Source organism: Streptomyces sp. NPDC054786, assembly GCF_053611685.1.
This window is the reverse complement of record NZ_JBSHAW010000042.1, coordinates 13984-35897: the sequence shown is the minus strand read 5'-3', so window position 1 is coordinate 35897 and position 21914 is coordinate 13984. Positions and strand designations below refer to the sequence as shown.

The following is a 21914-nucleotide window of genomic DNA, read 5'->3' as shown; positions in this document are numbered from 1 at the left end:
GCCTTCCCCGTCGGAGAGCAGGTAGCACGGTTTCCCCTCCGGACTTGACCAGGGAAGCAGGCGTGGACGCACGGGAGGCTTCATGGCGACTCCAGTTCTCTAGAGAAGTTGGATCGCTACACATTGAATCGAAACGAGTGCACAGCGTCAACTAGTTCTCTAGAGATGTTGAGGGTTGAGGTGAGCGGTGCCCCAGGGCACTCGAACAGATCTCTAGGATGTCTAGAGATCGCCAGGAGGGATGCGTCGCCATGGCCGCACAGGAGAGCTCGTCGCCCAAGTACCGCCGGATCGCCGACGCTCTGAAGCGGGCGATCGCGGAGGGGGGATTTCCGGCCCGGTGACCGGCTGCCCGGGGAGAACGAGCTGATGGACCGGCACGGCGTGGCGCGGATGACGGCGCGACAGGCGCTCGGTGTGCTCACCTCGGAGGGTCTTGCCGATGCCCGCAAGGGTGCCGGGGTCTTCGTGCGGGCGTTCCAGCCGATCCGGCGCCGTGGCGTCCCGCGTCTGGCTCGGGAGCAATGGGGTGAGGGGCGTTCGGTCTGGTCGGCCGATGTCCCCGACCGTGACCTGGTGGTGGACGAGGTCACCGTGGACGAGGAACCGGCGGCTGAAGCCGTCGCTGCGCAGCTCGGCATAGCGCCTGGAGACGCGATGATCGTGCGGCGTCGCAGGTTCGTGCTCGACGGTAAGCCGGTGTTGCTGTCCACCTCCTACCTCCCTGCTGCTCTTGTCGGGGGATCGGCGATCGCGCAGCTGGATACCGGGGCGGGTGGCACATACGCCCGGCTTGCCGAGCTGGGTGCGGGGCCTGCCCGCTTCAGGGAGGAGGTGCGGACACGCATGCCGACGCCGGAGGAGGCCGCTCGGCTGCGCCTTCCGGCGGGCACGCCTGTCATTCTCATCAGCCGCACGGCCATGACCGCGGACGGGCGGACCGTCGAGGTCAACGAGATGATCCTCGACTCGTCCGCCTACGTGCTGGAGTACGACTTCGACGCCTGAGTCCTCAGGCCGCGCGCCGCTCCGCGTACTCCGGGATTTCGGCCATCGGGGGGCGCTCCTCGGTGTCGACCTCCGTGGTGCGCGGGACGAAGCCCTGCTCGCCGCGGTCGAACTGGGTCAGCCTGGGGCGCACCAAGTGGCCGCGAGTCAGGCGCAGTTGCGCGGTCCGGTAGATCGCGGCGGCCATCCGGCCCAGGGCCTGGCCGTCCTGGTGGCGGTGTTTGCGTACGCCGACGTCCACCTGGGCGAGGGCATCGAGGCCGACGGTGTGCAGGGCGTCGACGAGCAGGCCGAGCTCGACGCCGTAGCCGACCGGGAACGGCAGCCGCTCCAGGAGGGAGCGGCGGGCCGCGTACTCGCCGCCCAGGGGCTGGACGAAGCCGGCCAGCTGCGGCCAGTGCAGATTCAGCAGCGGACGGGCGACCAGCTCCGTCACCCGGCCGCCCTGGCCGGCCCCGGCGCCCTCGGCGCCGGTCTCCAGGGGACGGTCGTACATCGCCTTCACGAACTGGATGTCCGGATCCGTGAGCAGCGGGCCGACGATCCCGGAGACGAAGCCGGCGGAGAATTCGCGCAGGTCGGCGTCGATGAAGCAGACGATGTCGCCCGTGGTGACCAGCAGGGAGCGCCACAGCACCTCGCCCTTGCCGGGGAGGGCGGGCAGCCGCGGCAGGACGCTGTCGCGGTGGACGACCCGGGCGCCGGCCGCCGCCGCGATCTCGGCGGTGCGGTCGGTGGAGCCGGAGTCCAGCACCACCAGCTCGTCGACGAGCGGGACCGTGTCGGTCATCAGCTCGGCGCGGATCACCGACACGATCGCCCCGACGGTGGTCTCCTCGTCGAGCGCGGGCAGCACCACACTGACCGTGCGGCCCGTCTGGCGCTTCGCCTCCAGCAGCTGCCCCAGCGGGCGGTCCGCGGCGGACCAGGAGCGGCTGCTCAGCCAGCCCTCCACCTCTTCCAGCACGTCTACGACTCCTCGGTCGCCGCCGGATCGGCGGCCTGTGTGATCCATCTCGCGGTTCGGACGACTATCTCAACAGTCACGGCCTTCGGTTACAGTCTTGAACAACGCGGATGGCCGTCGCATGTCGGGGTCCGCGCCACAAACGCCTGGGTTTCGGCCCAGCGCCATACCGCTCATCCAGAGGGGCAGAGGGATACGGCCCGTTGAAGCCCCGGCAACCCTCCAGCCGGTCTTGCCGCCAGGACGCTGACGTCCCGCGTGCGCGAGGCTCCCGGCTTGGGAAGGTGCCAAATCCGTCTCGTGGCGAGATTCGTCGCGAGGAAGATGAGGAGAAAGGGCCTCGCCTCCATGGCTGTGCAAGTCACCGAAAACACCCCCACCGTCGCTCTGGGCCCCGCCGCCGCGCTGTCCTGCCGCGAGTGCGGTCAGCGCTTCCCGCTCGGCCCGATCTTCGCGTGCCAGGAATGTTTCGGGCCGCTCGAAGTCGCGTACGACCTGCCGAGCGGCGACCCCGAGGGCCTGCGGAAGCAGATCGAGGCCGGTCCGGACAACATCTGGCGCTACGCCCCGCTGCTGCCCGTCCCCGCCGACGTGGCCGACAAGCCCAACCTGAACCCCGGCTTCACCAAGCTCGTCAAGGCCGACCGGCTCGCCGCCGAGCTGGGCGTCACCGGCGGTCTGTACGTCAAGGACGACTCCGGCAACCCGACGCACTCCTTCAAGGACCGCGTCGTGGCGATCGCCGTCGAGGCCGCCCGCGCGTTCGGCTTCACCACGCTCTCCTGCTCCTCCACCGGCAACCTCGCCGGTGCGGTCGGCGCCGCGGCCCGCCGCGCCGGTTTCGAGTCCTGCGTGTTCATCCCGCACGACCTGGAGGCCGGCAAGGTCGTCATGGCCGCGGTCTACGGCGGTGACCTGGTCGGCATCGAGGGCAACTACGACGACGTCAACCGCTTCTGCTCGGAGCTCATCGGCGATCCCCTGGGCGAGGGCTGGGGCTTCGTCAACGTCAATCTGCGCCCGTACTACGGCGAGGGCTCCAAGACCCTCGCGTACGAGATCTGCGAGCAGCTGGGCTGGCAGCTCCCGGACCAGATCGTCATCCCGATCGCGTCCGGCTCGCAGCTCACGAAGATCGACAAGGGGCTCAAGGAGCTGATCGCCCTCGGCCTGGTCGAGGACAAGCCGTACAAGATCTTCGGCGCCCAGGCGGAGGGCTGCTCGCCGGTGTCCACGGCCTTCAAGGCCGGGCACGACGTCGTGCGCCCGCAGAAGCCGAAGACCATCGCCAAGTCGCTGGCGATCGGCAACCCGGCCGACGGCCCGTATGTGCTCGACATCGCCCGCCGTACGGGCGGCGCCGTCGAGGACGTCAACGACGAGCAGGTCGTGGACGCGATCAAGCTGCTGGCCAGGACGGAAGGCATCTTCGCGGAGACCGCGGGCGGGGTGACCGTCGGCGTGACCAAGAAGCTCGTCGAGGCCGGTCTGCTCGACCCCTCCCTGACCACCGTCGTCCTGAACACCGGTGACGGCCTCAAGACACTGGACGCGGTCGCCCCGACCTCCGGACCCACGGCGACGATCCGTCCCGATCTGGACGCGTTCCGCGCGGCCGGCCTGGCACGCTGAGGCCGTCGGCCGGTCCGCGGACGAGGCCGCGCCACAGCCCCCGAACTCGTACTCCGTCATTCCTGGAAGGCACCACCATGAGCGTCAAGGTCCGCATCCCCACCATCCTCCGCACGTACACCGATGGCCAGGCCGAGGTTCCCGCCGAGGGCGCGACCCTCTCCGAGGTGATCGCCGACCTGGAGAAGAACCACCAGGGCATCGCGGCGCGAGTGCTGGACGACGCCGGCAAGCTGCGCCGCTTCGTGAACGTGTACGTCAACGACGACGATGTGCGCTTCGAGCAGGGCCTGGAGACGCCGACCCCGGACGGCGCGGGCATCTCGATCATTCCGGCGGTGGCCGGCGGCTGCTGATTTGCGCCATCTCTTCCCCTGCTTGACCGGAATTGCCCCGTCCGCCAGAAAGCGGACGGGGCAATTCCGTGTTGTGAAAGGGGATACCATTGGGGTGATCCCCCTGCGCTATAACGCGTGCGTGTGCCGAACGCATATGAGGCCGCGATCAGTTGTGCCCAAAGTGTGTGCAGCATTTGTCGCTTAGGTGCGCTATGCCCGGCCCGACTTGCCCGGGAGAACCGGGATTTCACGGCATATTGCCGATTCTCCGGCCCCAGAATTCTCGTCCGATTGACCTGTTGCGCTGGGCATCTGTGCAGATACATTCAGCGGCGGTCGACGCGTTCCGGCGCACATCCCACGGGATTTTCGCGGGGTGAGGTCTGACCCGGGTCCGCGGAGTGCGGTCCTGCGCAAGGGCCAGTAATAGGGGAGTTAGGCATGGCTCAGGGCACCGTCAAGTGGTTCAACGCGGAGAAGGGGTACGGCTTCATCGCGGTCGACGGTGGTGCGGATGTTTTCGTCCACTACAGCGCGATCCAGATGGACGGTTACCGCACCCTCGAGGAAGGCCAGCGGGTCGAGTTCGAGATCTCGCAGGGCCAGAAGGGGCCGCAGGCGGACATGGTCCGGGTGGCCGGCTGAGGCGCCGACCGACTGCAGCGTAGTGAAGGCCCGTGCCCCTGAGGGGTGCGGGCCTTCTGCTGTCCGTCGTCGGCGGACGGTCGGGCGGCCCCCCGGGGCGCCCGTGCTCACCCGTCACTCGGTCACCACTCCAATGGGAGGCTTCTTCGAAGCCGCCTTGCACTCAAGGGGTGCGAGTGCTAATCATTGCGTTAGCACTCTCCCAGTGAGAGTGACAACGAAGGACCGGGTCGGTGAGGCCCGCAGGCCGGGTGGGGCAAGGAACCACACGGGTTTGCAGGTCGTCCGTCGCGGGCGCCAGCGCGGTCCGGAGCAATCCACCCCAGTCCGGGAGGACCACTTCACATGGCCAAGATCATCGCGTTCGACGAGGAGGCACGGCGCGGTCTCGAGCGCGGGATGAACCAGCTCGCCGACGCCGTCAAGGTCACCCTCGGCCCCAAGGGCCGCAACGTCGTCCTCGAGAAGAAGTGGGGCGCCCCCACGATCACCAACGATGGTGTTTCCATCGCCAAGGAGATCGAGCTCGAGGACCCGTACGAGAAGATCGGCGCCGAGCTGGTCAAGGAGGTCGCGAAGAAGACGGACGACGTCGCCGGTGACGGCACGACGACCGCGACCGTCCTGGCCCAGGCTCTGGTCCGCGAGGGCCTGCGCAACGTAGCCGCCGGCGCCAACCCGATGGCCCTCAAGCGCGGTATCGAGCGTGCCGTCGAGGCCGTCTCCGCCGCCCTGCTGGAGCAGGCCAAGGACGTGGAGACCAAGGAGCAGATCGCTTCGACCGCCTCCATCTCCGCCGCTGACACCCAGATCGGCGAGCTGATCGCCGAGGCCATGGACAAGGTCGGCAAGGAAGGCGTCATCACCGTCGAGGAGTCCCAGACCTTCGGTCTGGAGCTGGAGCTCACCGAGGGTATGCGCTTCGACAAGGGCTACATCTCGGCGTACTTCGCCACCGACATGGAGCGTATGGAGGCGTCGCTCGACGACCCGTACATCCTCATCGTCAACTCCAAGATCAGCAGCGTGAAGGACCTGCTGCCGCTCCTGGAGAAGGTCATGCAGTCCGGCAAGCCGCTGCTGATCATCGCCGAGGACGTCGAGGGCGAGGCCCTGTCGACCCTGGTCGTCAACAAGATCCGTGGCACCTTCAAGTCCGTCGCCGTCAAGGCCCCGGGCTTCGGTGACCGTCGTAAGGCCATGCTCGGCGACATCGCCATCCTCACCGGTGGCACCGTCATCTCCGAGGAGGTCGGTCTCAAGCTGGAGAACGCCGGTCTCGAACTGCTCGGCCGCGCCCGCAAGGTCGTCATCACCAAGGACGAGACCACCATCGTCGACGGTGCCGGCGACAGCGAGCAGGTCCAGGGCCGGGTCAACCAGATCCGTGCCGAGATCGAGAACAGCGACTCGGACTACGACCGCGAGAAGCTCCAGGAGCGTCTGGCGAAGCTGGCCGGCGGCGTGGCCGTCATCAAGGCCGGTGCCGCCACCGAGGTCGAGCTCAAGGAGCGCAAGCACCGCATCGAGGACGCCGTTCGCAACGCGAAGGCGGCCGTCGAAGAGGGCATCGTCGCCGGCGGTGGCGTGGCCCTGCTCCAGGCCTCCCAGGTCTTCGAGAAGCTGGAGCTCGACGGCGACGAGGCCACCGGCGCCAACGCGGTGAAGCTGGCCCTGGAAGCCCCGCTGAAGCAGATCTCCGTCAACGGCGGCCTTGAGGGCGGCGTCGTCGTGGAGAAGGTGCGCAACCTGCCCATCGGTCACGGCCTCAACGCCGCGACGGGTGAGTACGTCGACATGATCGCCGAGGGCATCATCGACCCGGCGAAGGTCACCCGCTCCGCGCTGCAGAACGCCGCCTCCATCGCGGCGCTCTTCCTCACCACCGAGGCCGTCATTGCCGACAAGCCGGAGAAGGCCGGCGCGGCCGGCGCTCCGGGCGGCATGCCGGGCGGTGACATGGACTTCTGATCCACTGGATCAGAGCTGATCCTCCCGGATCACGTCCACACGTACGTCGGGGCGGCACCCTCCTCCCAGGGGGTGCCGCCCCGGCGGCGTTTCCGGGGCACCACCACCCGGCGTGCCGTGCACGGGCGCCGTCCGATGCCCGTCGGACGCGCTACCGCCGACGGCCGATGAGGCAGCCCGCGACGCACGGCGCCCCGGCCGGCCTGGCGCGCCAGGGGCGGCGTAACCCGGATCAGCCTGCCGCCGACGTTACTGCCGTGCCGATGCGGGCGACGGCGGTCCGGCCGCACCCCGCCCCGGTACCGCGGCTTCGTGCCTGGTTCGCCGCTCCACGACGGGCCTCCCCACCTCCCCGTGGGTCTCTTGTGGGTCAACTGCCGCACAGATGCTGGGGGAAGCGGCCGTCCCGGTCTCGGTGAGGCCCGGCCCCTCCCGCTGGTCGTCGTAACTCGGCCCCGAGCGTGGCGCGGGGTGACGAGGACGGGGCGTGGGGCTGGGTTCCGGGCATCGCGGCAACTCCCTGTTACACACGATCGGTTGTTGGATCCGCTTCTCTCTGCAGGCTAGGCCCGCAACCGCCACGCTGTGTGCACAGTGGGAACACTCAGCGTGGAAGGTGATGAGGCGAAATGTTGACGGCGCGTGATCGGGTACGGCAGGCCGAGGGTGTTATGGCGGAACTGCACACCGCACTCCAGGCAGTGGGAGTCACGCTGCCTTCCCTCTGCGTCGACCCGGTGTCGTGCGCGAGCACCGTCATGGCGCCACTGGTCGAGCTGGGGCGCTGCAATCTGGACACCGCCCAGCGGCTGGCCGACGTATTGGTGGACTACGCCAAGACCGCCGCTCCCGGCCACGGCCCGGAGGAGGGACAGCCGTGATCCCGTCGTTCGGCAACTGTGCGGTGGACAGGCGGGACAGGCGGGACAGGCGGGACAGGCGTGTCGGCCGGGTCGTGGGCCACCAGGGGGTGTTGCTGAAGCTCCGCCCACCCGGTGGCGGCCGACCGTGGACCTGCCCGCCGTACTTACTGCACACCGCGCCGCCGTCCGCCGTACTGGCGGCGCGCGTCAGCGAGCTGAACCGGGAGAGCCGGATGCCCTGAGGGAAAGGGCCAACGGGCGTTCTTTCATGAACCTCGCAGGCCAGGCCAGGCCAGGCCAGGCCGGGCCGGGTCGGGTAGGGCCGGGCCGGGCCGCTCAGCGTGCCCCCAGGCCGGCCGGGGTGCCGTGTGTGGTGGGGCCTCCTTCAGTGGCTGCGGGGTCGGTCTCCGTGGATGCGGCTGCGGGGCCAGGGGCGGTGTCGGTGTCGGGGTCCGTGTTGAGGTCTGCCCGCATCTGCTTGCTGAAGCCGAAGAAGTAGGTGGCGAGGAAGCCGGTGAGGTAGCCGACGCCCAGGCCGAGGGCGTAGATGACGAGGGTGGTGGCGATGTTCTGGTCGCCCTTGACCAGGGGGAACAGGGCCCAGCCGGAGGGGCCGATGGCGGTGGAGCCGACGGCGTCGCCGAGTTGGTTGAAGAGGCCGATGAAGCCGCCGCCGAATGCGCCGCCGATGCAGGCGGTGATGAAAGGGCGGCCCAGAGGGAGCGAGACGCCGTAGATCAGCGGTTCACCGACGCCCAAGAAGCCCGCGGGGAGGGCGGACTTGATGGTCGTACGGATCGAGCGGTTGCGGGGGAGCCGGAGGTAGACGGCGAGGGCGGCGCCGACCTGGCCTGCTCCTGCCATGGCGAGGATCGGGAGCAGGACCGTATAGCCCTGCTGCTCGATGAGGGTGGTGTGGATCGGGATCAGGGCCTGGTGGAGGCCGAGCATCACGAGGGGCAGGAAGAGGCCGCCCAGGATGAAGCCGGCGAAGGCCCCGCCGTGGGCCAGCAGCCAGTTGGCGAAGGTGCCGATGGCGGTGGAGACCTCGCCCGCGACGAACATCAGGCCGAAGATCGTGACCAGGCCCGTGACCAGGACGGTCAGGGTCGGGGTGAGGAGGACGTCCAGCGCCTCGGGTACCAGTTTGCGGCACCACTTCTCCACCCGGACGGCGAGCAGTGCCGCGGCCAGTGCGCCCAGTACGCCGCCCTGGCCCGGTGCGAGCTTCTGGCCGAAGGCGGTGATCTGGGCGATGCCCGGGAACACGATGACCGCGGCGACCGCGCCGCCGAGGATCGGTGTGCCGCCGAACTCCTTGGCGGTGTTGTAGCCGACGAAGACGGCGATGAGGGACATGAAGCCGGAGGCGATGGCCGCGAGCGCCGGGACGACGGACGGCAGCCAGCCGAGGTTGGCCAGCAGACCGTTGATACCGGCGACGATGCCGCAGCCGATCAGGGCCGGGATCAGCGGGACGAAGATATTGGCGATCCGGCGGAGGAACAGCTTCACCGGGGTGGAGTTCCTGGCCTTCTGCCGCGCCTTGAGGGCGGCGCCTTGAGCGGCCAGCTCCGCGGCGGTGGCGGGTGCGGGGGCAGGCTCGCGAGTGGCTGTGGTGCCGGTGGGTGCCGTGGGGACGGCGGCCTCTGGTGGGGGTTCCGGTGCGGATGCGGGTGTCGTGGCCTGGGGGCCGACGGTCGTGGCCTCCGGTGCCGTGGTGCGGGACTGCTCGACCAGGCGCGTGAACTCGGGGGTGACCCGGGCGACCGTCCCGGGGCCCAGCACGATCTGGTACGTGTCGTCCTCGACCACGCCCATGACGGCCGGGAGCGCCTTGAGGGCTTCGTCCTGGACCAGGGAGCGGTCCTGGACGCCGAGGCGGAGCCGGGTCATGCAGTGGGCGACGGAGGTGAGGTTCTCGGCGCCGCCGACGAGGGGGAGGATCGCGGCGGCGGTGGCGCGGTTCTTGTCTTCGGGCATATGCGGTGCCTTGCTGTGGAGACAAAACAGGAGCAGGGGTTGGGGGCGGGGCCGGGGCCGGGGTGAGGTCCGGCCCCGGGGGTGTGTGAGCGGTGGGGCCCGGCGGGCCCCGGTGTCTCAGTGGGGCTTGGCGGCCTGGAGGGCTTCGCGCAGATGGCCGTTGGCGGCTTCGAGGAGACGGGCGGCGGTGGGGCCGTCGACATCGCCGAGGAGGGTGAGGATGGCGTTCTTCACCTCGCCGTCCGTGCTGCTCAGTGCCGTCTCGATCTCCAGGTCCGTGGCGCCGGTGGCGAGCGCGACGATACGGCGCGAGCGGGCCCGCAGCTTTTCGTTGGAGGCGCGGACGTCGACCATCAGATTCCCGTAGGTCTTGCCCAGGCGGATCATGGTGATGGTCGAGAGCATGTTGAGCACCAGCTTTTGGGCGGTGCCCGCCTTGAGCCGGGTGGAGCCGGTCAGCAGCTCGGGGCCGACCACGATCTCGATGCCGTGCTCGGCGGCCGCGGCCAGCGCCGAATCGGCGTTGCAGGACAGGCCGATGGTCAGGGCGCCCAGGTCACGGGCGTATTCGACGGCCCCGATCGCGTACGGCGTGCGGCCGGAGGCGGAGATGCCGACGACGGTGTCCACGTCGGTCAGGCCGATCCCGGTCAGATCCTCGACGGCGAACTTCTTGCTGTCCTCGGCGCCCTCGACGGCGGTGACCATGGCGGACGGACCCCCCGCGATCAGCCCGAGGACTTCGGACGGGTCGGTGTTGAAGGTCGGCGGGCATTCGCTGGCATCCAGCACCCCGAGGCGGCCGGCCGTACCGGCGCCTGCGTAGATCAGCCGGCCGCCGCGGGCCATGCGCGCGGCGGTGGCGTCGATCGCGGCGGCGATCTCGGGGAGCCGCCGGGCGACGGCGGCGGGGACGGTGGCGTCCTCGTCGTTCATCGTGCGGGCGATGTCCAGGGTGGAGCGGCGGTCGATGTCCGCGAGCTCGGGCCGGAATGCCTCGGTGGTGAGGGTGTCCAACTGGGCGCGCAGATGGGCGTAGTCGGCGGTGGAGGTCATGGCAATGACGGCTCTTTTCGAGTCGGGCTCGTCGGGGGGCCGGTGCTTTTCGGCTGCCTCGTCGCGGGGGTGCCGCTGTGCCGCCCCTGCCGCCGTCGCGGCACGGGCCCCAACGGCGGGGCGGCGTGAGGTCAGCGCTGGTTGTTGCGTGGTGAGTGGCGGTGGGCGAGGGCCTCGTAGGAGGCGGAGAGCGCGGGGGCGGCGGTCTCGTACGTACGCTGCGCGACGCCTATGAACAGGCAGTCCACGACCAGCAGCTGGCTCGTCCTGGACGACATCGCGGCCGGCCGCAGCTCGCTCTCGCGGGCCGTGGACGTGGTCAGGATGTAGTCGGCGTACGAGGCGATCTCGCCGTCCGGGCGGCCGGTGATGGCGATGGTCGTCGCGCCGTGGTCGAAGGCCACCCGCAGTGGCTCTATGACATCGGTGGTCCGCCCGGAGTGCGTGATCGCGATGGCGGCGTCACCGGTCCGCATCTGCACCGCGTTCGTCACGGCCAGATGCGGGTCCGCGTGCGCATGCGCGATCAGGCCGATGCGCAGCAGCTTCTGGGCGAGGTCCTGGCCGACGAGATTGGAGGCCCCGATGCCGTACACATCGATGCGGCGGGCCCCGGAGAGCGCGGTGACGGCGGCTTCGAGCTGGGTGACGTCCAGTGCCGCGGCGGTGTCGGCCAGGCACTGCTGCTCCTCCTGCGCCAGCTTCGCGACGACATCGACGAGGGAGTCGTCGACCGCTATGTCGGCGGTCACCGCGGGCGCGCCGCCGGCCGCCTGCTGCGCGGCGACCGCGGCGAGTGCGAGCCGCAGATCGCGGTAGCCCGGGTAGCCGAGCAGCCGGGACGTCCGCACGACGGTGGCTTCGCTGGTGCCCGTGCGCTCCGCGAGGCCGGTGACGGTGAGGGCGGCGCAGCCGGCCGGGTCGCTCGCGACGGTCTCGGCGACCCGCTGCATGGAGCGGGTCATCGTCGGGGCGAGGGTGCGGACCTTGGCGGCCAGTGCGGCGGGGGCGGGTGGGGCCGGGGCCGGTCGGGTCTCGACGGCCGCGTCCTTGAAAGTTTCCTTCACGCTGCTGCTCACGCTTGAAAAGTAATTTCATCGACGCTCGGCGTCAATACCCTCTGTGAGTGCTGTGGACAGAGCGCATGATCCGCCTCGGCCTGTGGACAACGCCGTTCGCCGGTGGGTGGTCGGGGGACAATGGGGGCATGGAGCTGGAACAGGCATTGCACGCCGCGCGGGCGCTGGTGCTCGCTGACCTGATGGCGGACAAGGTGGCCGACGCCGACATCGTCTCGCTCGTGGAGGACGCGGTCGTCCACCGCCGGTGGTGGGTGGAGCAATGGCCTGAAGGCGCGGCATTCGTCGCGGGACTGATAGCGCAGGACGTCCAGGACGCCCTTCTGGACCGGTACGGCCGCTGGCCGCTGTGCCCCGTGTGCACGGAGTCGGGCGATCCCCATGCGCTCGATGTCGAACCGGAGTTGGGGCCCGACCCGCATTGGGTCTGCCCCAAGACGGCGGTAGCGGTGGCTCGGGTCGGGCGGCTGGGTGCCCCCGTGGAGGGGTGAGGCGGTTGAGGGTGTGGCGGGCTGATGCGGTGATCCGGCCGGAGGGCTGACGTGGCGATCTATATCGATCCACCCACCTGGCCCGGCCACGGCCGGATGTGGTCGCATCTGGTCAGCGACCACTCCTTCGACGAACTGCACGCCTTCGCCGCGGGGATCGGCGCGCCCCGCCGGGCGTTCGAGCGCGACCACTACGACCTGCCGGCGGAGCGGTACGGCGACGCGGTGCGTGCCGGGGCCGTGGAGGTCGGCAGCAAGGAGCTGCTGCGCCGGCTGACGGCCGCGGGGCTGCGCCGGCCCAAGAACCGGCCGGCGCCGCAGAGGTGAGGCCGTCGCCGTCGGCCGTGAGGTCGTCGCCCCCGGCACCCCGGCACCCTGGTTCTCCGGGCCCGGTTCTCCGGCACCGCGTTGCCTCGGCTTCGGCCCCGAGGTCTGCCGCAGCCCGTACCGCCCGCTGCGGCGCGTCGTAGCGGCGGCGTGATGGCGTGCCCCCGCACGATGGGCCTGACCGTGCGCCGCATCGGAAGGGGACAGTCATGTCAGCCAGCGAACCGGGCCGGGAACCGGCCACCGATCTCGACCCCGGCTACAGCAGTGAGGGCGCCACGGCGACCGGATGGCCCGCGGCCGTCGGCGGGATGACCGAGGCGGAGATCTTCTGGCTCACCACCGTCCGGCCTGACGGCCGTCCGCATGTCACCCCGCTGCTCGCCGTCTGGTCGGACGGCGCCCTCCACTTCTGCACCGGCCCCGGCGAACGCAAGGCCAAGAACCTCGAAACCAACGCGCACTGTGTGCTGACGACCTCGACCGCCGGTGGCAACGATCTGCATGTGGGGCTCGATGTGGTCGTCGAAGGCGATGCGGTGCAGGTCAGCGACGAGCCGACACTGCGCCGGCTGGCCGATCTGTACGCCGGGAAGTACGGCAGCGACTGGCACTTCGACGTCCGCGACGGCGCGTTCTACGGGCAGGCCGACCGGGCCGTGGTCTTCCGGGTCGAGCCGGTCACGGCCTTCGGGTTCGGACGGGGAGAGACATACAGCCAGACGCGCTGGAGGTTCGAGGGCGGGGTGTGAGGCCCGTGTGACGGCCGGGGGTGATGGGGCTGCCGTGGTGCCGGCCCGCGGTGCTTCCCCGGGTGGTGCCCCGAGGAACCCGGGTGGTCCCTCCGCTCCCCTGGGCGGCGCCCCGGGCTTACCCGGGTGCTGGCCCGCGGTGCTCCTCCGGCCGGTGCCCCGCGCTTCCCCCGAGGCCCGCCCCCTATGCCCTAACGCGGCTCAGTGCCGCCCCGCTGTGTCCCCGGCCTCTGCCGTCCCTGCGGTGGCCGCCGTCCCTGCCGCCACCGCCGTCACCGCCGCCTCCGCTGTCTTGTGTGTCGCCGGTGCGGCGCTGGCCGTCGCCGAGGAGGCGATCAGCCGGGAGTGGCTTGTTGCGCGGTGCAGCCGGAAGGCGAGGGCAGTGGTGACGACGGCGGCCGCGGCCAGTGCGGCGCCGGTCCAGGCCACGGACGGGTAGCCCCAGCCTGCGCCGATGGCCAGACCGCCGAGCCAGGGGCCGAGGGTGTTGCCGATGTTGAAGGCGGCGGTGGTGGTGGCGCCGGCCAGCGTCGGCGCGGCGTTCGCCACGTTGAACATCCGGGCGTTGAGCGCCGGGGCGGTGGTGAACGCGGTCACCCCGAGCATCAGCGAGAGCGCGACGGCGGCGGCCGCGCTGTGCGCGGTCAGTGCCAGGACCGCCAGCACGATCGTGGAAGCGGCGATGCCGCCGAAGAGCGTCCCGAAGAGGTGCGCGTCGGCGATCCGGCCGCCGATGAACGTACCGATCAGTGCGCCGACGCCGAACAGTGCGAGCACCGTCGGCACCCAGCTCTCGGCCAGGCCGGCGGTGTCGGTCAGCAGCGGCGAGAGGTACGAGAAGAGCGCGAAGACCGCGGCGCCGTTCAGGGCGGTGGCGGTCAGCGCCAGCCAGACCTGCTTGTCCTTGTAGATGGTCAGCTCGCGGCGCAGCTGCGGGCGGTCGTCGCCGGTGGGCACGGCCGTACGCGGCACCAGCGCGATCACGCCGAGCAGGCCGATCGCGGACAGACCGGCGACGGCCCAGAACGCGGCGCGCCAGCCGGCGTGCTGCCCGAGCAGTGCGCCGGCCGGGACGCCCGCGATGTTGGCGATGCTCAGGCCGCCGACCATCACTGCCATCGCGCGGGCCCGTGCGGTCACCGGTACGAGAGAGACGGCGACGGCCGCGCCGACCGCCCAGAAGCCGGCGCAGGCCAGCGCGCTCACGACGCGTGAGACGAACAGCACGCCGTACGAGGGGGCCAGGGCGCCTGCCACCTGGCCCAGTCCGAAGGCGGCGAGCAGTGCGATCAGGGTCGTCCGGCGCGGGAGCCGGAGCGTCGCGGCGGCGAGCACCGGTGCGCCGACCACCATGCCGATCGCGAAGGCGGAGACCAGGAGCCCGGCCTGCGGAATCGAGACCCGCAGGTCGCGGGCGAGCGGCTGGAGGATGCCGGAGAGCATGAACTCGGACGTGCCGAGAGCGAAGACGGACAGGCCGAGGACGTACACGGCTATGGGCAGGCGGGCGCGGTCGGACGGTGCTGGCATGTCAGCTACTAACAGTGGTAGGACGGCTTACATTCCCGGTACGGACGGTGCCGCCGGGCCGCGGACGGGAACCCCCGCGGCAACCACGGGCCCGCCCGGCGCCGGCCCCGCAGCGCCGGACGGGCACAGACGAGGCCCACGGCCCGGCCCCCGGCCCCGCCGAGTCGGTCGGTCGGCAGAGACGAGACCCACAGCGGCCAGGCCCGGCCCCGCAGCGCCGGACGGGCACAGACGAGAGCCACGGCCAGGCGCCGGCCCGGCCCGGCCGCGCGGCACACACGAGACCCCGCCCCGCCCGGTCTCACCGGCCCCGAAGCCAACCCACAAGCCCTACGCCCCCCGCAGCAGATCCAACTCCGTGGCGAGGTTGCGGCGGGCGAGGTGTTCCCAGCGGTCGTAGCCGCGGGGGGTGCGGAACAGGCGGGGGAGGGAGAGGAGTTGGGACAGCACGGCGGAGCGGCCGGCGAGGAAGTCGGGGTCGGGGACGAAGCCGTACTCGGCGCGGACCGCGGCGGCATAGGCCGCGTACTCGTCGGGGGAACCGGCGAGCACGGCGAGGTCGGCGTCGCACAGGACTTCGCCGTCGGGGTCGTCGGGCGCCGGGTCGTGGGTGACGGTGAGCCGCACCAGGCGGGCGACCTCGGCCGTGCGGGCCGGGCCGATGCCGAGCTCGGGCAGCGCGCGTTCGGCGAGGGCCGCGCTGCGCTCCTCGTTCTCGGAGCGGTCCGGGCGGTAGACGGCGTCGTGGAACCAGGCTGCCAACTGGACGGTGGGCAAGTCGTCGGCGTACCCGGCCAGTTCGTCGATGCGGTAGAGGACCGCGGTCAGATGGTCGACGGTGTGATAGCGGCGTTGCGGTTCGCGCCAACGGGACAGCAGGTTGTCCGCGTACGGGGCGGGGTCGGGTGCCGTGGGGTTCTTGGTGCCGCGGGCCTTGGCGACGGTGACGGCCCAGCGCTGCCGCAGCTCCGGCGCCGGGTCGGTGGTGTCTGCCGTACGGGACACGGGGGTCATCCCGCCATTGTGCCTCGGGCACCGGGGAAACCGGGGCGGAGGGCGAGGTCCGGCCCGGGGCGGTCGCGGCAGGAGGGGGCGGCGGGCGTGCGTGCCCGCCGGTCGAGCCCCTGCCGAGGGGCGGCGGGTGTGCGCGTGGGCCCCCGGGGCGAGCCCCCGTCCTCGGTCGGCGGTCGGTGATCCGGGTAGGTGTACGGGTAAGGCGTATGGGCGGATTCCGGTCGTGCCGGTGGTGCGGTGGCCTCCGGGGCGCCGGGTGGCCCGTAGTCTGGGATATTGGACTAGACCTGTTGTCTGTGGCGGTCCGTCCGTCTCGTCACGTCGTCATCGAAGGATTGGGTCATATGAGCAAGCGCGCGCTGCTGGAGGTGATCGCGCTCGGCCCGCAGGACGCGGTCGCCGCCCAGGCCGGCGGGGCCGACCGCCTGGAGCTGGTCACGGACATGGCGGCCGACGGGCTCACCCCGCCCCGGGCCACGTTCGCGGCGATCCGGGCGGCCGTCGGCCTTCCGCTGCGGGTGATGCTGCGGGCCGCCGACGGCTTCGCGGCCGGTGACGTGGCGGCGCTGTGCGAGGAGGCCGCGGCGCTGCGGGCGGAGGGTGCCGAGGAGTTCGTCCTCGGATTTCTGACGCCGGACGGGCGGCCGGATCTCGATGTGGTGGCGGCGCTGGCCGAGGTGATCGACGGCTGCCGGTGGACCTTTCACCGGGCCATCGACCGGGCCGCCGACCGGGACGCGCTGCGCAAGGAGCTGTCGGGGGCGCCCGGCACCGCGGGGCTCGACACCTATCTGACGGCCGGTGCCGCGCAGGGCGTCGACGCCGGGATGCCGACGCTGCTGGCCGAGCGGGCCCGTGCGGCAGCGGGCGAACCCGGCTATGAGCCGCGGATCCTGGTCGGCGGCGGGCTCGGGCTCGGTCAGCTGCCGGCGCTGCGCGCGGCCGGCCTCGACGCGTTCCACATCGGGGGCGCCGCCCGGCCCGCCGGCTGGTCGGCACCAGTGGATGCGGCGGCGGTGCGGGCGTGGCGGGAGGCGTTGGACCAGCCCGTCGCGCAGCGGGCCTGAGCCGTCGCCCGGCGGGCCCGGGCTGCCGGTGCGCCGGACGGGCGCACTCGCGCCCTCGGGCTCCCCGCTCGCCCGCTTCCTCAACTCCCGCCGCCGTGCCACTGTTTGACAGGTGTCACGGCGGTGGGACCAGGGGGAGGGTGACACGGCATGACCGGCATCGGAATGAAGCCGCTCGGTGGCGATGATCCGCAGCGGCTCGGGGGCTACCGGCTACTGGGGCGACTCGGCTCGGGCGGTATGGGGCGGATCTATCTGGCGCGGTCCACGGCGGACGGCTCGCTCGTGGCGGTCAAAACGCTGCTGGCCGAGGGCCTCGTCAGCGATACCGACCGGCGGCGGTTCGCTCGCGAGGTGACGCTGGCCCGGCGGATCGACAGCGCGTTCACGGCCCGGGTACGCGGTGCCGACCCGGACGCCGAGCAGCCCTGGATGGCCATCGAGTACATACCGGCACCCGCGCTGTCCGAGCTCGTCCGCAGCGAGGGGCGGCTGCCGGGCTCGGCGGTGCGCTGGATCGCGGCGGGCACCGCGCAGGCCCTGGTGATCCTGCACGACGCGGGCATCGTCCACCGGGACGTCAAACCCCAGAACATCCTGCTGCCCCTGGCCGGGCCCCGCCTGATCGACTTCGGCATCTCGCACGCCAACGACATCACCCGCACGTCGCTGACGCTGGGCACCATCGCCTTCACCTCGCCGGAGCAGGCGCGCGCAGAGCCGTCCACCACGGCGTCCGATGTGTACTCGCTGGGCGCCACGCTCTTCCACCTCGCCGTCGGCCGCCCGCCCTACCCCGACACCGTGGACACGATCCGGCTGCTGACCCTCGTACAGCGCGGCGCCCTCGACCTGACGGGGCTGCCCAAGGAACTCGCCCCGCTGATCCGCCCCTGTCTGGCCGCCGACCCGGACGACCGGCCCCAACCCGCCGACGTCCTGCGGCAGTTCCTGGAGGAACTCGACCGGGCACCTACGTCGCAGCGCGGCGAGCGCTGGCTGCCGCCGCGGTGGACCGCACTGATCGAGGCGTACGAGGCCCAGGGGCGGGCGTTACGCGAGGACGGGGGCGGGGAGGGCGCGGCGGGGCCGACGGCGGACGCGCGGACGCGGCAGGTGCCGCCGCCGGGGCCCACCCGGGTCTACACGCAGGAGCGGGCCGCGCGGCAGGAAGAGGCAGCGCGCGCCGCGCGCAAGGAGCAGGACGAGCGGGACCGCGCCGAGCGGGAGCGCACGGCGCGCGAGGCCCGGGAGCGCAAGGAGGCGGAGAACCGCAGCCGGGCGGCGGCCAGGGCGCGGGCGACCGCGGAGAACGAGAAGAAGCAGCGCCGCGAACGCAAGGAGCGGGAGCGGCAACAGCGCGCCGAACAGGCGCGGCGGGAGGGGCACGAGCAGCGGGCACGGGCCTCGGGGCAGGCGGGCACGGCCTCTTCGCCCCGGCCGCCGGCCGGCCCGAAGACCGGTGCGACCACTCCGTCCCCGCCCTCGTCTCCGTCCCCGTCCTCGTCCGCTTCGCAGAGCGCCGGTTCCTCATCCGGTTCCTCATCCGGCTGCTTCTGGGCGGTGATCGCGGTCATCGCGTTCGTGGTCTTCATCTGGAAGCCCTGGGACGGCAGCGACAGCGCCGGCTCGACCAGCAGCGGGACATCGAGCAGCGGCACATCGAGCGGTACGTACACGAGCGGCGGGACCGGTTCCGCGCCCACGAGCGGTACGTACACCAGCGGGGGGACCGGTTCCGCGCCCACGAGCGGCACGTATACGAGCGGCGGGACGGCTTCGGCGCCCACGACCGCCGCATCCCGCACCCCCAGCGCGGCCGACCAGGCCTTTGCTTCCGTACGGACCGGCGACTGCCTCGACGCCTACCAGAACGGCTACGGCAGCTGGAGCCGTCCGGCACCGCAGCAGGTCGGCTGTGGTGCGGCCAACGCCTATCTGCGGGTGCGGCAGGTGACCCGGAGCGGGGGCGGCTGCGCGTCCGGCGGCGGACGCGGCAGCTGGTGGCACACGGGGGTGGACTACGCGTTCACCAACCTGTGTGTGGAGCGGCAGTTCCGGAAGGGCCAGTGCTTCCTGGCCAAGTCGGCGGGCGGCCGGCCCGGCCCGGCGAACCTCCTCACCGCCTGGAACTGCAGCGCCGGCCAGGTCCCACCGGAGTTCAGCTACATCATGCAGGTCACGGCCCTCCTGCCGTCGTCGGCGGGCACGAATGCCTGCCCGGGCGAGCCGGGCCGCTACCGCTACTCATGGAACGTCTACGACGGCCGGACCATGATCTGCGCCAAGGTCGCCTGACGCCCCCGGTGGCCGGCCCTCAGCGGCCGGCCAGCTGTTCCGGCAGCGCCGCCGCATGGACCACCGTCAGGCCGGACACCGCCCGGGTCAGGCAGACGTACAGGCGGCGCAGGCCGGTCCGTTCGTCCGGTTCGCCGTCCACGATCGCGGCCGGCTCGTCCAGGACGACGTAGTCGTACTCCAGTCCCTTGGCGAGCGTGGCGGGCACCAGCGTCAGCCGGGCCTCGGCCGAGGTCTCCTCGCCGGGAGCGAGGCAGGTCACGCCGGCCGCCTCCAGAGCCGTGCGCAGCGTCGGAATACGGGCCTCCGCGGCGATCAGGCCGACCGAGCCCTCCTTCGTCAGCGCATCGTCGCAGGCCGCGAGGGTGGCGGTGGTCAGATCCGCGGGGTCGACCGTACGGATCTCGAAGTCGCCCGCCGACTCGCGGATGGAGGTGGCCTCCGTCAGGTCGGGGGCGATGGCGGGCAGCAGCCGGGACGCGTAGGCGATGACCTCGCGCGGTACCCGGAAGCCCTGGGTGAGCTCCTCGACGGTGGAGCCGGGCTTGCCCAGGTGGGTCAGCGCCTCCTCCCAGGTGTCGGTCGCCCACGGGGTGGTGCCCTGGGCGATGTCACCGAGGATGGTCGCGGAGCCCGTCGTGCAGCGGCGGCCGACCGCGCGGTACTGCATGGGGGAGAGGTCCTGCGCCTCGTCGAGGACCACATGGCCGAGAGAGTGGGTGCGCGCGACCAGGTCCATCGTCTCGTCGATCAACACCGCGTCCGCGGACGACCACTTGGCGCTCTTCACGCTACGGGCCGGTTTGGTCCACAGGATGGTCTTCTGCTCCTCGGCCGTCAGGATCCCCTCGGACTGCTCGGCCAGGAACTCCGCGTCGCCCAGCAGCCGCAGCACCAGCTTTGCCGGGTCGACCGGCGGCCAGACCGCCTTGACCGCGGCCTTCACTGCGGGATTTCGGGCCACCGCGTCCTGTACCCGGTCGTCCGGGGCCTCGCCCGCCTGCTCCATCCGGACCAGCACGGCGTGCGCGATCCGCTGCGGCAACGCCTCGCGGGCGGCTCCGTAGCGGATGTCCCGGTCCATCAACTCCCGTACCAGCTCTTCGATTTCGTACGCCGGTACGCGCCAGCGGCGGGAGCCGCGGACGACCATGCAGGGCTCCTGCGGCATGGTGATGTGCGAGCGCACCGCCCGCCGCAGCACCGTTGCCATACGGGCGTCGCCCTTGACCGTCGCGGCGGCCGTCTCGTCCGTGCCGCGTACGTCCACATGGCCGACCAGGTCGTCGACCGTGGCCTGCTTGACCTCCAGCTCGCCGAGGGCCGGCAGCACCTGCTCGATGTAGTGCAGGAACGAGCGGTTCGGGCCGATGACGAGGGTGCCGGAGCGGGCCAGCCGCTCGCGGTGCGCGTACAGCAGATACGCGACCCGGTGCAGCCCGACCGCCGTCTTACCGGTGCCCGGCGCACCCTGCACGCAGACCGAGCCGCCGATGCCGGCGCGCACGATCTCGTCCTGCTCCGGCTGGATCGTGGCGACGATGTCCCGCATGGGGCCGACGCGCGGGCGCTCGATCTCGGACTGGAGGAGCCGGCTGGTCCGTTCCGCCTCCGCGGGGTCGGTGAGGTGCTCGTCCTCGTAAGCGGTCAACTCACCGGCCGTGTAACCGAAACGGCGGCGCAGCCTGAGGTCCATCGGGTCCTTCTTGGAGGCCCGGTAGAACGGCTGGGACACGGGCGCGCGCCAGTCGATGACCATGGGGTCGCCGTCGGCGTCGTGGACATGCCGCCGGCCGATATAGAAGTTCTCGCCCTCGCGGCGTGCACCATCCCCCTCGCCGGAGGCGTTTTGCGCCGCCCGTCGTGATGCGCCTTCGGCGAGGTCGAGGCCGGGGGCGTGGAGATAGTCGAGGCGGCCGAAGAAGAGCGGGGTGTGGGAGAGGTCGGCGAGCGCCTTGATCCGGGCGTCGATCTCGCCCTGGAGGACCTCGGCGTTGACCCAGTTCGCGGTGACATCGGCGATATTCAGCGCCTCGGCGTCCTCGCGCATGGCACGCAGGGCGGCCCGGGAGGCGGCCAGGTGCGACTTCTCGCGCTGGAGGGGGTCCGATGGTGCTGTCGATGAGGGGTGGGGGTCGGGTGACGGGTGGGCGTGCGAGGGCACGGCGTTGCCTCCGGTGGCGGGTACTTCGGCGGGCGTGCCAGGACGAGCGGGCGCGGCGGGCCGGTGTCGGTGCGTGGCGCAGGTCGTGCGAGGCGCGGGTCAGCGGCGTGAAGCGAAGGACCGTCCGGTTTCCGACCGGTCGGCGGCACTCCTCAACGGGAGGCAGGCAGACGCGCGATTGTAGTCAGCAGCTCAGGAGGGCGCCAACGGATTTCCGGCGGCCTGCGGCGGTCGTTCCGGGCCCGACGGACCCTGAGAGCGCCGTAGACCTCCCGTAGGGGCGGGATGGGTCTGGAGACGGACGTCCGGCACCTCAGGGATGGACCTATGGACCGATGTGCTGCAATCGCGTGAATTTCATCATGGAGACATGAGCAGCGCAGCGATTCCCCCAGGTTCCGTCCACCCCATCTCCCTCCACCCGGTCGAGGGCGCCACGGCCCTCCGCGAGGACCCAGGGCGCGGTGCGGCGGCCGGCCACGAGCACCGCTATTTCGTGGGCAACGCACTCCACGCGATCAAGGTCTTCGCCACGGCCGCCTTCAGCGTCGTCGTCATGGGCGAGTACGCGGACGACTGATCCCACGGACGCCCGACTCCACGGGAGCCCGAGTTCACGCATGCCCCACCCCACCCGCGCCTGCCACGACGCCCGGTTCCGCGGTCCCCGCCTCGCCATCCGGATGACCGGAAACCGTTACGGCCCGTCGGCCCCGATCCACTAGCGTC

At 71.5% G+C, this 21914-nt stretch carries 18 protein-coding genes, 1 pseudogene and 1 riboswitch; of the genes and pseudogenes, 12 read left to right on the top strand and 7 right to left on the bottom strand.

The window, feature by feature from the left end; genetic code table 11:
* The first annotated feature begins 251 nt into the window (after nucleotides 1-251).
* Nucleotides 252-1008, top strand: a pseudogene (locus ACWGI6_RS30075) (GntR family transcriptional regulator).
* A gap of 4 nt (nucleotides 1009-1012) precedes the next feature.
* On the opposite strand, the gene ACWGI6_RS30070 reads toward ACWGI6_RS30075, so the two are convergent.
* Nucleotides 1013-1975, bottom strand: coding sequence for a glucosyl-3-phosphoglycerate synthase (locus ACWGI6_RS30070; RefSeq protein ID WP_453270419.1), 963 nt, complete (start codon nucleotides 1973-1975; stop codon nucleotides 1013-1015).
* 170 nt (nucleotides 1976-2145) lie between these two features.
* Nucleotides 2146-2306, top strand: a riboswitch (SAM riboswitch).
* Nucleotides 2307-2323: 17 nt separating this feature from the next.
* Between ACWGI6_RS30070 and thrC the strand changes: the two genes are divergently transcribed.
* From thrC to ACWGI6_RS30045, 5 genes are all read left to right on the top strand, one after another.
* Nucleotides 2324-3607 carry a threonine synthase gene (gene thrC, locus ACWGI6_RS30065; protein ID WP_393908542.1) on the top strand — a complete coding sequence of 428 codons (1284 nt, stop codon included), beginning with the start codon at nucleotides 2324-2326 and terminating at the stop codon, nucleotides 3605-3607.
* A 77-nt stretch (nucleotides 3608-3684) separates the two neighbouring features.
* Nucleotides 3685-3963 (top strand): MoaD/ThiS family protein, encoded by a 279-nt coding sequence (locus tag ACWGI6_RS30060; RefSeq protein WP_453270418.1) that lies wholly within the window; start codon nucleotides 3685-3687, stop codon nucleotides 3961-3963.
* 423 nt (nucleotides 3964-4386) lie between these two features.
* A complete protein-coding gene (locus ACWGI6_RS30055) occupies nucleotides 4387-4590 on the top strand; it encodes a cold-shock protein (RefSeq protein ID WP_003986833.1) in 204 nt (67 codons plus the stop codon).
* A gap of 345 nt (nucleotides 4591-4935) precedes the next feature.
* Nucleotides 4936-6561 (top strand): chaperonin GroEL, encoded by a 1626-nt coding sequence (gene groL, locus ACWGI6_RS30050; protein ID WP_453270417.1) that lies wholly within the window; start codon nucleotides 4936-4938, stop codon nucleotides 6559-6561.
* Between the two features lie 671 nt (nucleotides 6562-7232).
* Nucleotides 7233-7442: a hypothetical protein gene (locus ACWGI6_RS30045; RefSeq protein ID WP_393908539.1), complete on the top strand. Its 210-nt coding sequence runs from the start codon at nucleotides 7233-7235 to the stop codon at nucleotides 7440-7442.
* A 318-nt stretch (nucleotides 7443-7760) separates the two neighbouring features.
* On the opposite strand, the gene ACWGI6_RS30040 is transcribed toward ACWGI6_RS30045, so the two are convergent.
* The 3 genes from ACWGI6_RS30040 to ACWGI6_RS30030 form a co-directional block, all read right to left on the bottom strand.
* The gene (locus tag ACWGI6_RS30040) at nucleotides 7761-9407 is read right to left on the bottom strand and encodes a PTS transporter subunit EIIC (RefSeq protein ID WP_453270416.1); all 1647 of its coding nucleotides are present in this window, start codon (nucleotides 9405-9407) and stop codon (nucleotides 7761-7763) included.
* Nucleotides 9408-9524: 117 nt separating this feature from the next.
* Nucleotides 9525-10463: an N-acetylmuramic acid 6-phosphate etherase gene (gene murQ, locus ACWGI6_RS30035; protein ID WP_393908537.1), complete on the bottom strand. Its 939-nt coding sequence runs from the start codon at nucleotides 10461-10463 to the stop codon at nucleotides 9525-9527.
* Nucleotides 10464-10594: 131 nt separating this feature from the next.
* Nucleotides 10595-11542, bottom strand: coding sequence for a MurR/RpiR family transcriptional regulator (locus ACWGI6_RS30030; protein ID WP_453270415.1), 948 nt, complete (start codon nucleotides 11540-11542; stop codon nucleotides 10595-10597).
* A 128-nt stretch (nucleotides 11543-11670) separates the two neighbouring features.
* Here ACWGI6_RS30030 and ACWGI6_RS30025 point away from each other — a divergent pair, with 128 nt between their 5' ends.
* From ACWGI6_RS30025 to ACWGI6_RS30015, 3 genes are all read left to right on the top strand, one after another.
* Nucleotides 11671-12033 (top strand): hypothetical protein, encoded by a 363-nt coding sequence (locus tag ACWGI6_RS30025; protein ID WP_453270459.1) that lies wholly within the window; start codon nucleotides 11671-11673, stop codon nucleotides 12031-12033.
* 51 nt (nucleotides 12034-12084) lie between these two features.
* Entirely contained in the window at nucleotides 12085-12360 is a 276-nt protein-coding gene (locus tag ACWGI6_RS30020; protein WP_453270414.1) for a DUF4031 domain-containing protein, read from the top strand.
* 209 nt (nucleotides 12361-12569) lie between these two features.
* On the top strand, nucleotides 12570-13112 hold the full coding sequence (locus ACWGI6_RS30015) for a pyridoxamine 5'-phosphate oxidase family protein (protein ID WP_453270413.1): 543 nt from the start codon (nucleotides 12570-12572) through the stop codon (nucleotides 13110-13112).
* Between the two features lie 201 nt (nucleotides 13113-13313).
* Here the strand turns inward: ACWGI6_RS30015 and ACWGI6_RS30010 are convergent, their stop codons facing one another.
* Complete coding sequence (locus ACWGI6_RS30010) at nucleotides 13314-14642, bottom strand: Cmx/CmrA family chloramphenicol efflux MFS transporter (protein ID WP_453270412.1); 1329 nt, start codon at nucleotides 14640-14642, stop codon at nucleotides 13314-13316.
* Between the two features lie 330 nt (nucleotides 14643-14972).
* Entirely contained in the window at nucleotides 14973-15656 is a 684-nt protein-coding gene (locus tag ACWGI6_RS30005) for an HD domain-containing protein (RefSeq protein ID WP_393908531.1), read from the bottom strand.
* A gap of 344 nt (nucleotides 15657-16000) precedes the next feature.
* Here ACWGI6_RS30005 and ACWGI6_RS30000 point away from each other — a divergent pair, with 344 nt between their 5' ends.
* Together ACWGI6_RS30000 and ACWGI6_RS29995 are read left to right on the top strand one after the other, a co-directional pair.
* On the top strand, nucleotides 16001-16723 hold the full coding sequence (locus tag ACWGI6_RS30000; protein ID WP_453270411.1) for a copper homeostasis protein CutC: 723 nt from the start codon (nucleotides 16001-16003) through the stop codon (nucleotides 16721-16723).
* A gap of 150 nt (nucleotides 16724-16873) precedes the next feature.
* Nucleotides 16874-19021, top strand: coding sequence for a serine/threonine-protein kinase (locus tag ACWGI6_RS29995; RefSeq protein ID WP_453270410.1), 2148 nt, complete (start codon nucleotides 16874-16876; stop codon nucleotides 19019-19021).
* 19 nt (nucleotides 19022-19040) lie between these two features.
* Here the strand turns inward: ACWGI6_RS29995 and ACWGI6_RS29990 are convergent, their stop codons facing one another.
* Nucleotides 19041-21185 (bottom strand): HelD family protein, encoded by a 2145-nt coding sequence (locus tag ACWGI6_RS29990; RefSeq protein WP_453270409.1) that lies wholly within the window; start codon nucleotides 21183-21185, stop codon nucleotides 19041-19043.
* Nucleotides 21186-21555: 370 nt separating this feature from the next.
* Between ACWGI6_RS29990 and ACWGI6_RS29985 the strand changes: the two genes are divergently transcribed.
* A complete protein-coding gene (locus ACWGI6_RS29985) occupies nucleotides 21556-21765 on the top strand; it encodes a hypothetical protein (protein ID WP_453270408.1) in 210 nt (69 codons plus the stop codon).
* Nucleotides 21766-21914: the final 149 nt, after the last annotated feature.

Coding starts and splice junctions, on each gene's coding strand:
- thrC (WP_393908542.1), top strand. CDS start 2,324: ATGGCTGTGCAAGTCACCGAAAACACCCCCACCGTCGCTCTGGGCCCC.
- ACWGI6_RS30060 (WP_453270418.1), top strand. CDS start 3,685: ATGAGCGTCAAGGTCCGCATCCCCACCATCCTCCGCACGTACACCGAT.
- ACWGI6_RS30055 (WP_003986833.1), top strand. CDS start 4,387: ATGGCTCAGGGCACCGTCAAGTGGTTCAACGCGGAGAAGGGGTACGGC.
- groL (WP_453270417.1), top strand. CDS start 4,936: ATGGCCAAGATCATCGCGTTCGACGAGGAGGCACGGCGCGGTCTCGAG.
- ACWGI6_RS30045 (WP_393908539.1), top strand. CDS start 7,233: ATGGCGGAACTGCACACCGCACTCCAGGCAGTGGGAGTCACGCTGCCT.
- ACWGI6_RS30040 (WP_453270416.1), bottom strand. CDS start 9,407: ATGCCCGAAGACAAGAACCGCGCCACCGCCGCCGCGATCCTCCCCCTC.
- murQ (WP_393908537.1), bottom strand. CDS start 10,463: ATGACCTCCACCGCCGACTACGCCCATCTGCGCGCCCAGTTGGACACC.
- ACWGI6_RS30025 (WP_453270459.1), top strand. CDS start 11,671: ATGGAGCTGGAACAGGCATTGCACGCCGCGCGGGCGCTGGTGCTCGCT.
- ACWGI6_RS30015 (WP_453270413.1), top strand. CDS start 12,570: ATGTCAGCCAGCGAACCGGGCCGGGAACCGGCCACCGATCTCGACCCC.
- ACWGI6_RS30010 (WP_453270412.1), bottom strand. CDS start 14,642: ATGCCAGCACCGTCCGACCGCGCCCGCCTGCCCATAGCCGTGTACGTC.
- ACWGI6_RS30005 (WP_393908531.1), bottom strand. CDS start 15,656: ATGACCCCCGTGTCCCGTACGGCAGACACCACCGACCCGGCGCCGGAG.
- ACWGI6_RS30000 (WP_453270411.1), top strand. CDS start 16,001: ATGAGCAAGCGCGCGCTGCTGGAGGTGATCGCGCTCGGCCCGCAGGAC.
- ACWGI6_RS29995 (WP_453270410.1), top strand. CDS start 16,874: ATGACCGGCATCGGAATGAAGCCGCTCGGTGGCGATGATCCGCAGCGG.
- ACWGI6_RS29985 (WP_453270408.1), top strand. CDS start 21,556: ATGAGCAGCGCAGCGATTCCCCCAGGTTCCGTCCACCCCATCTCCCTC.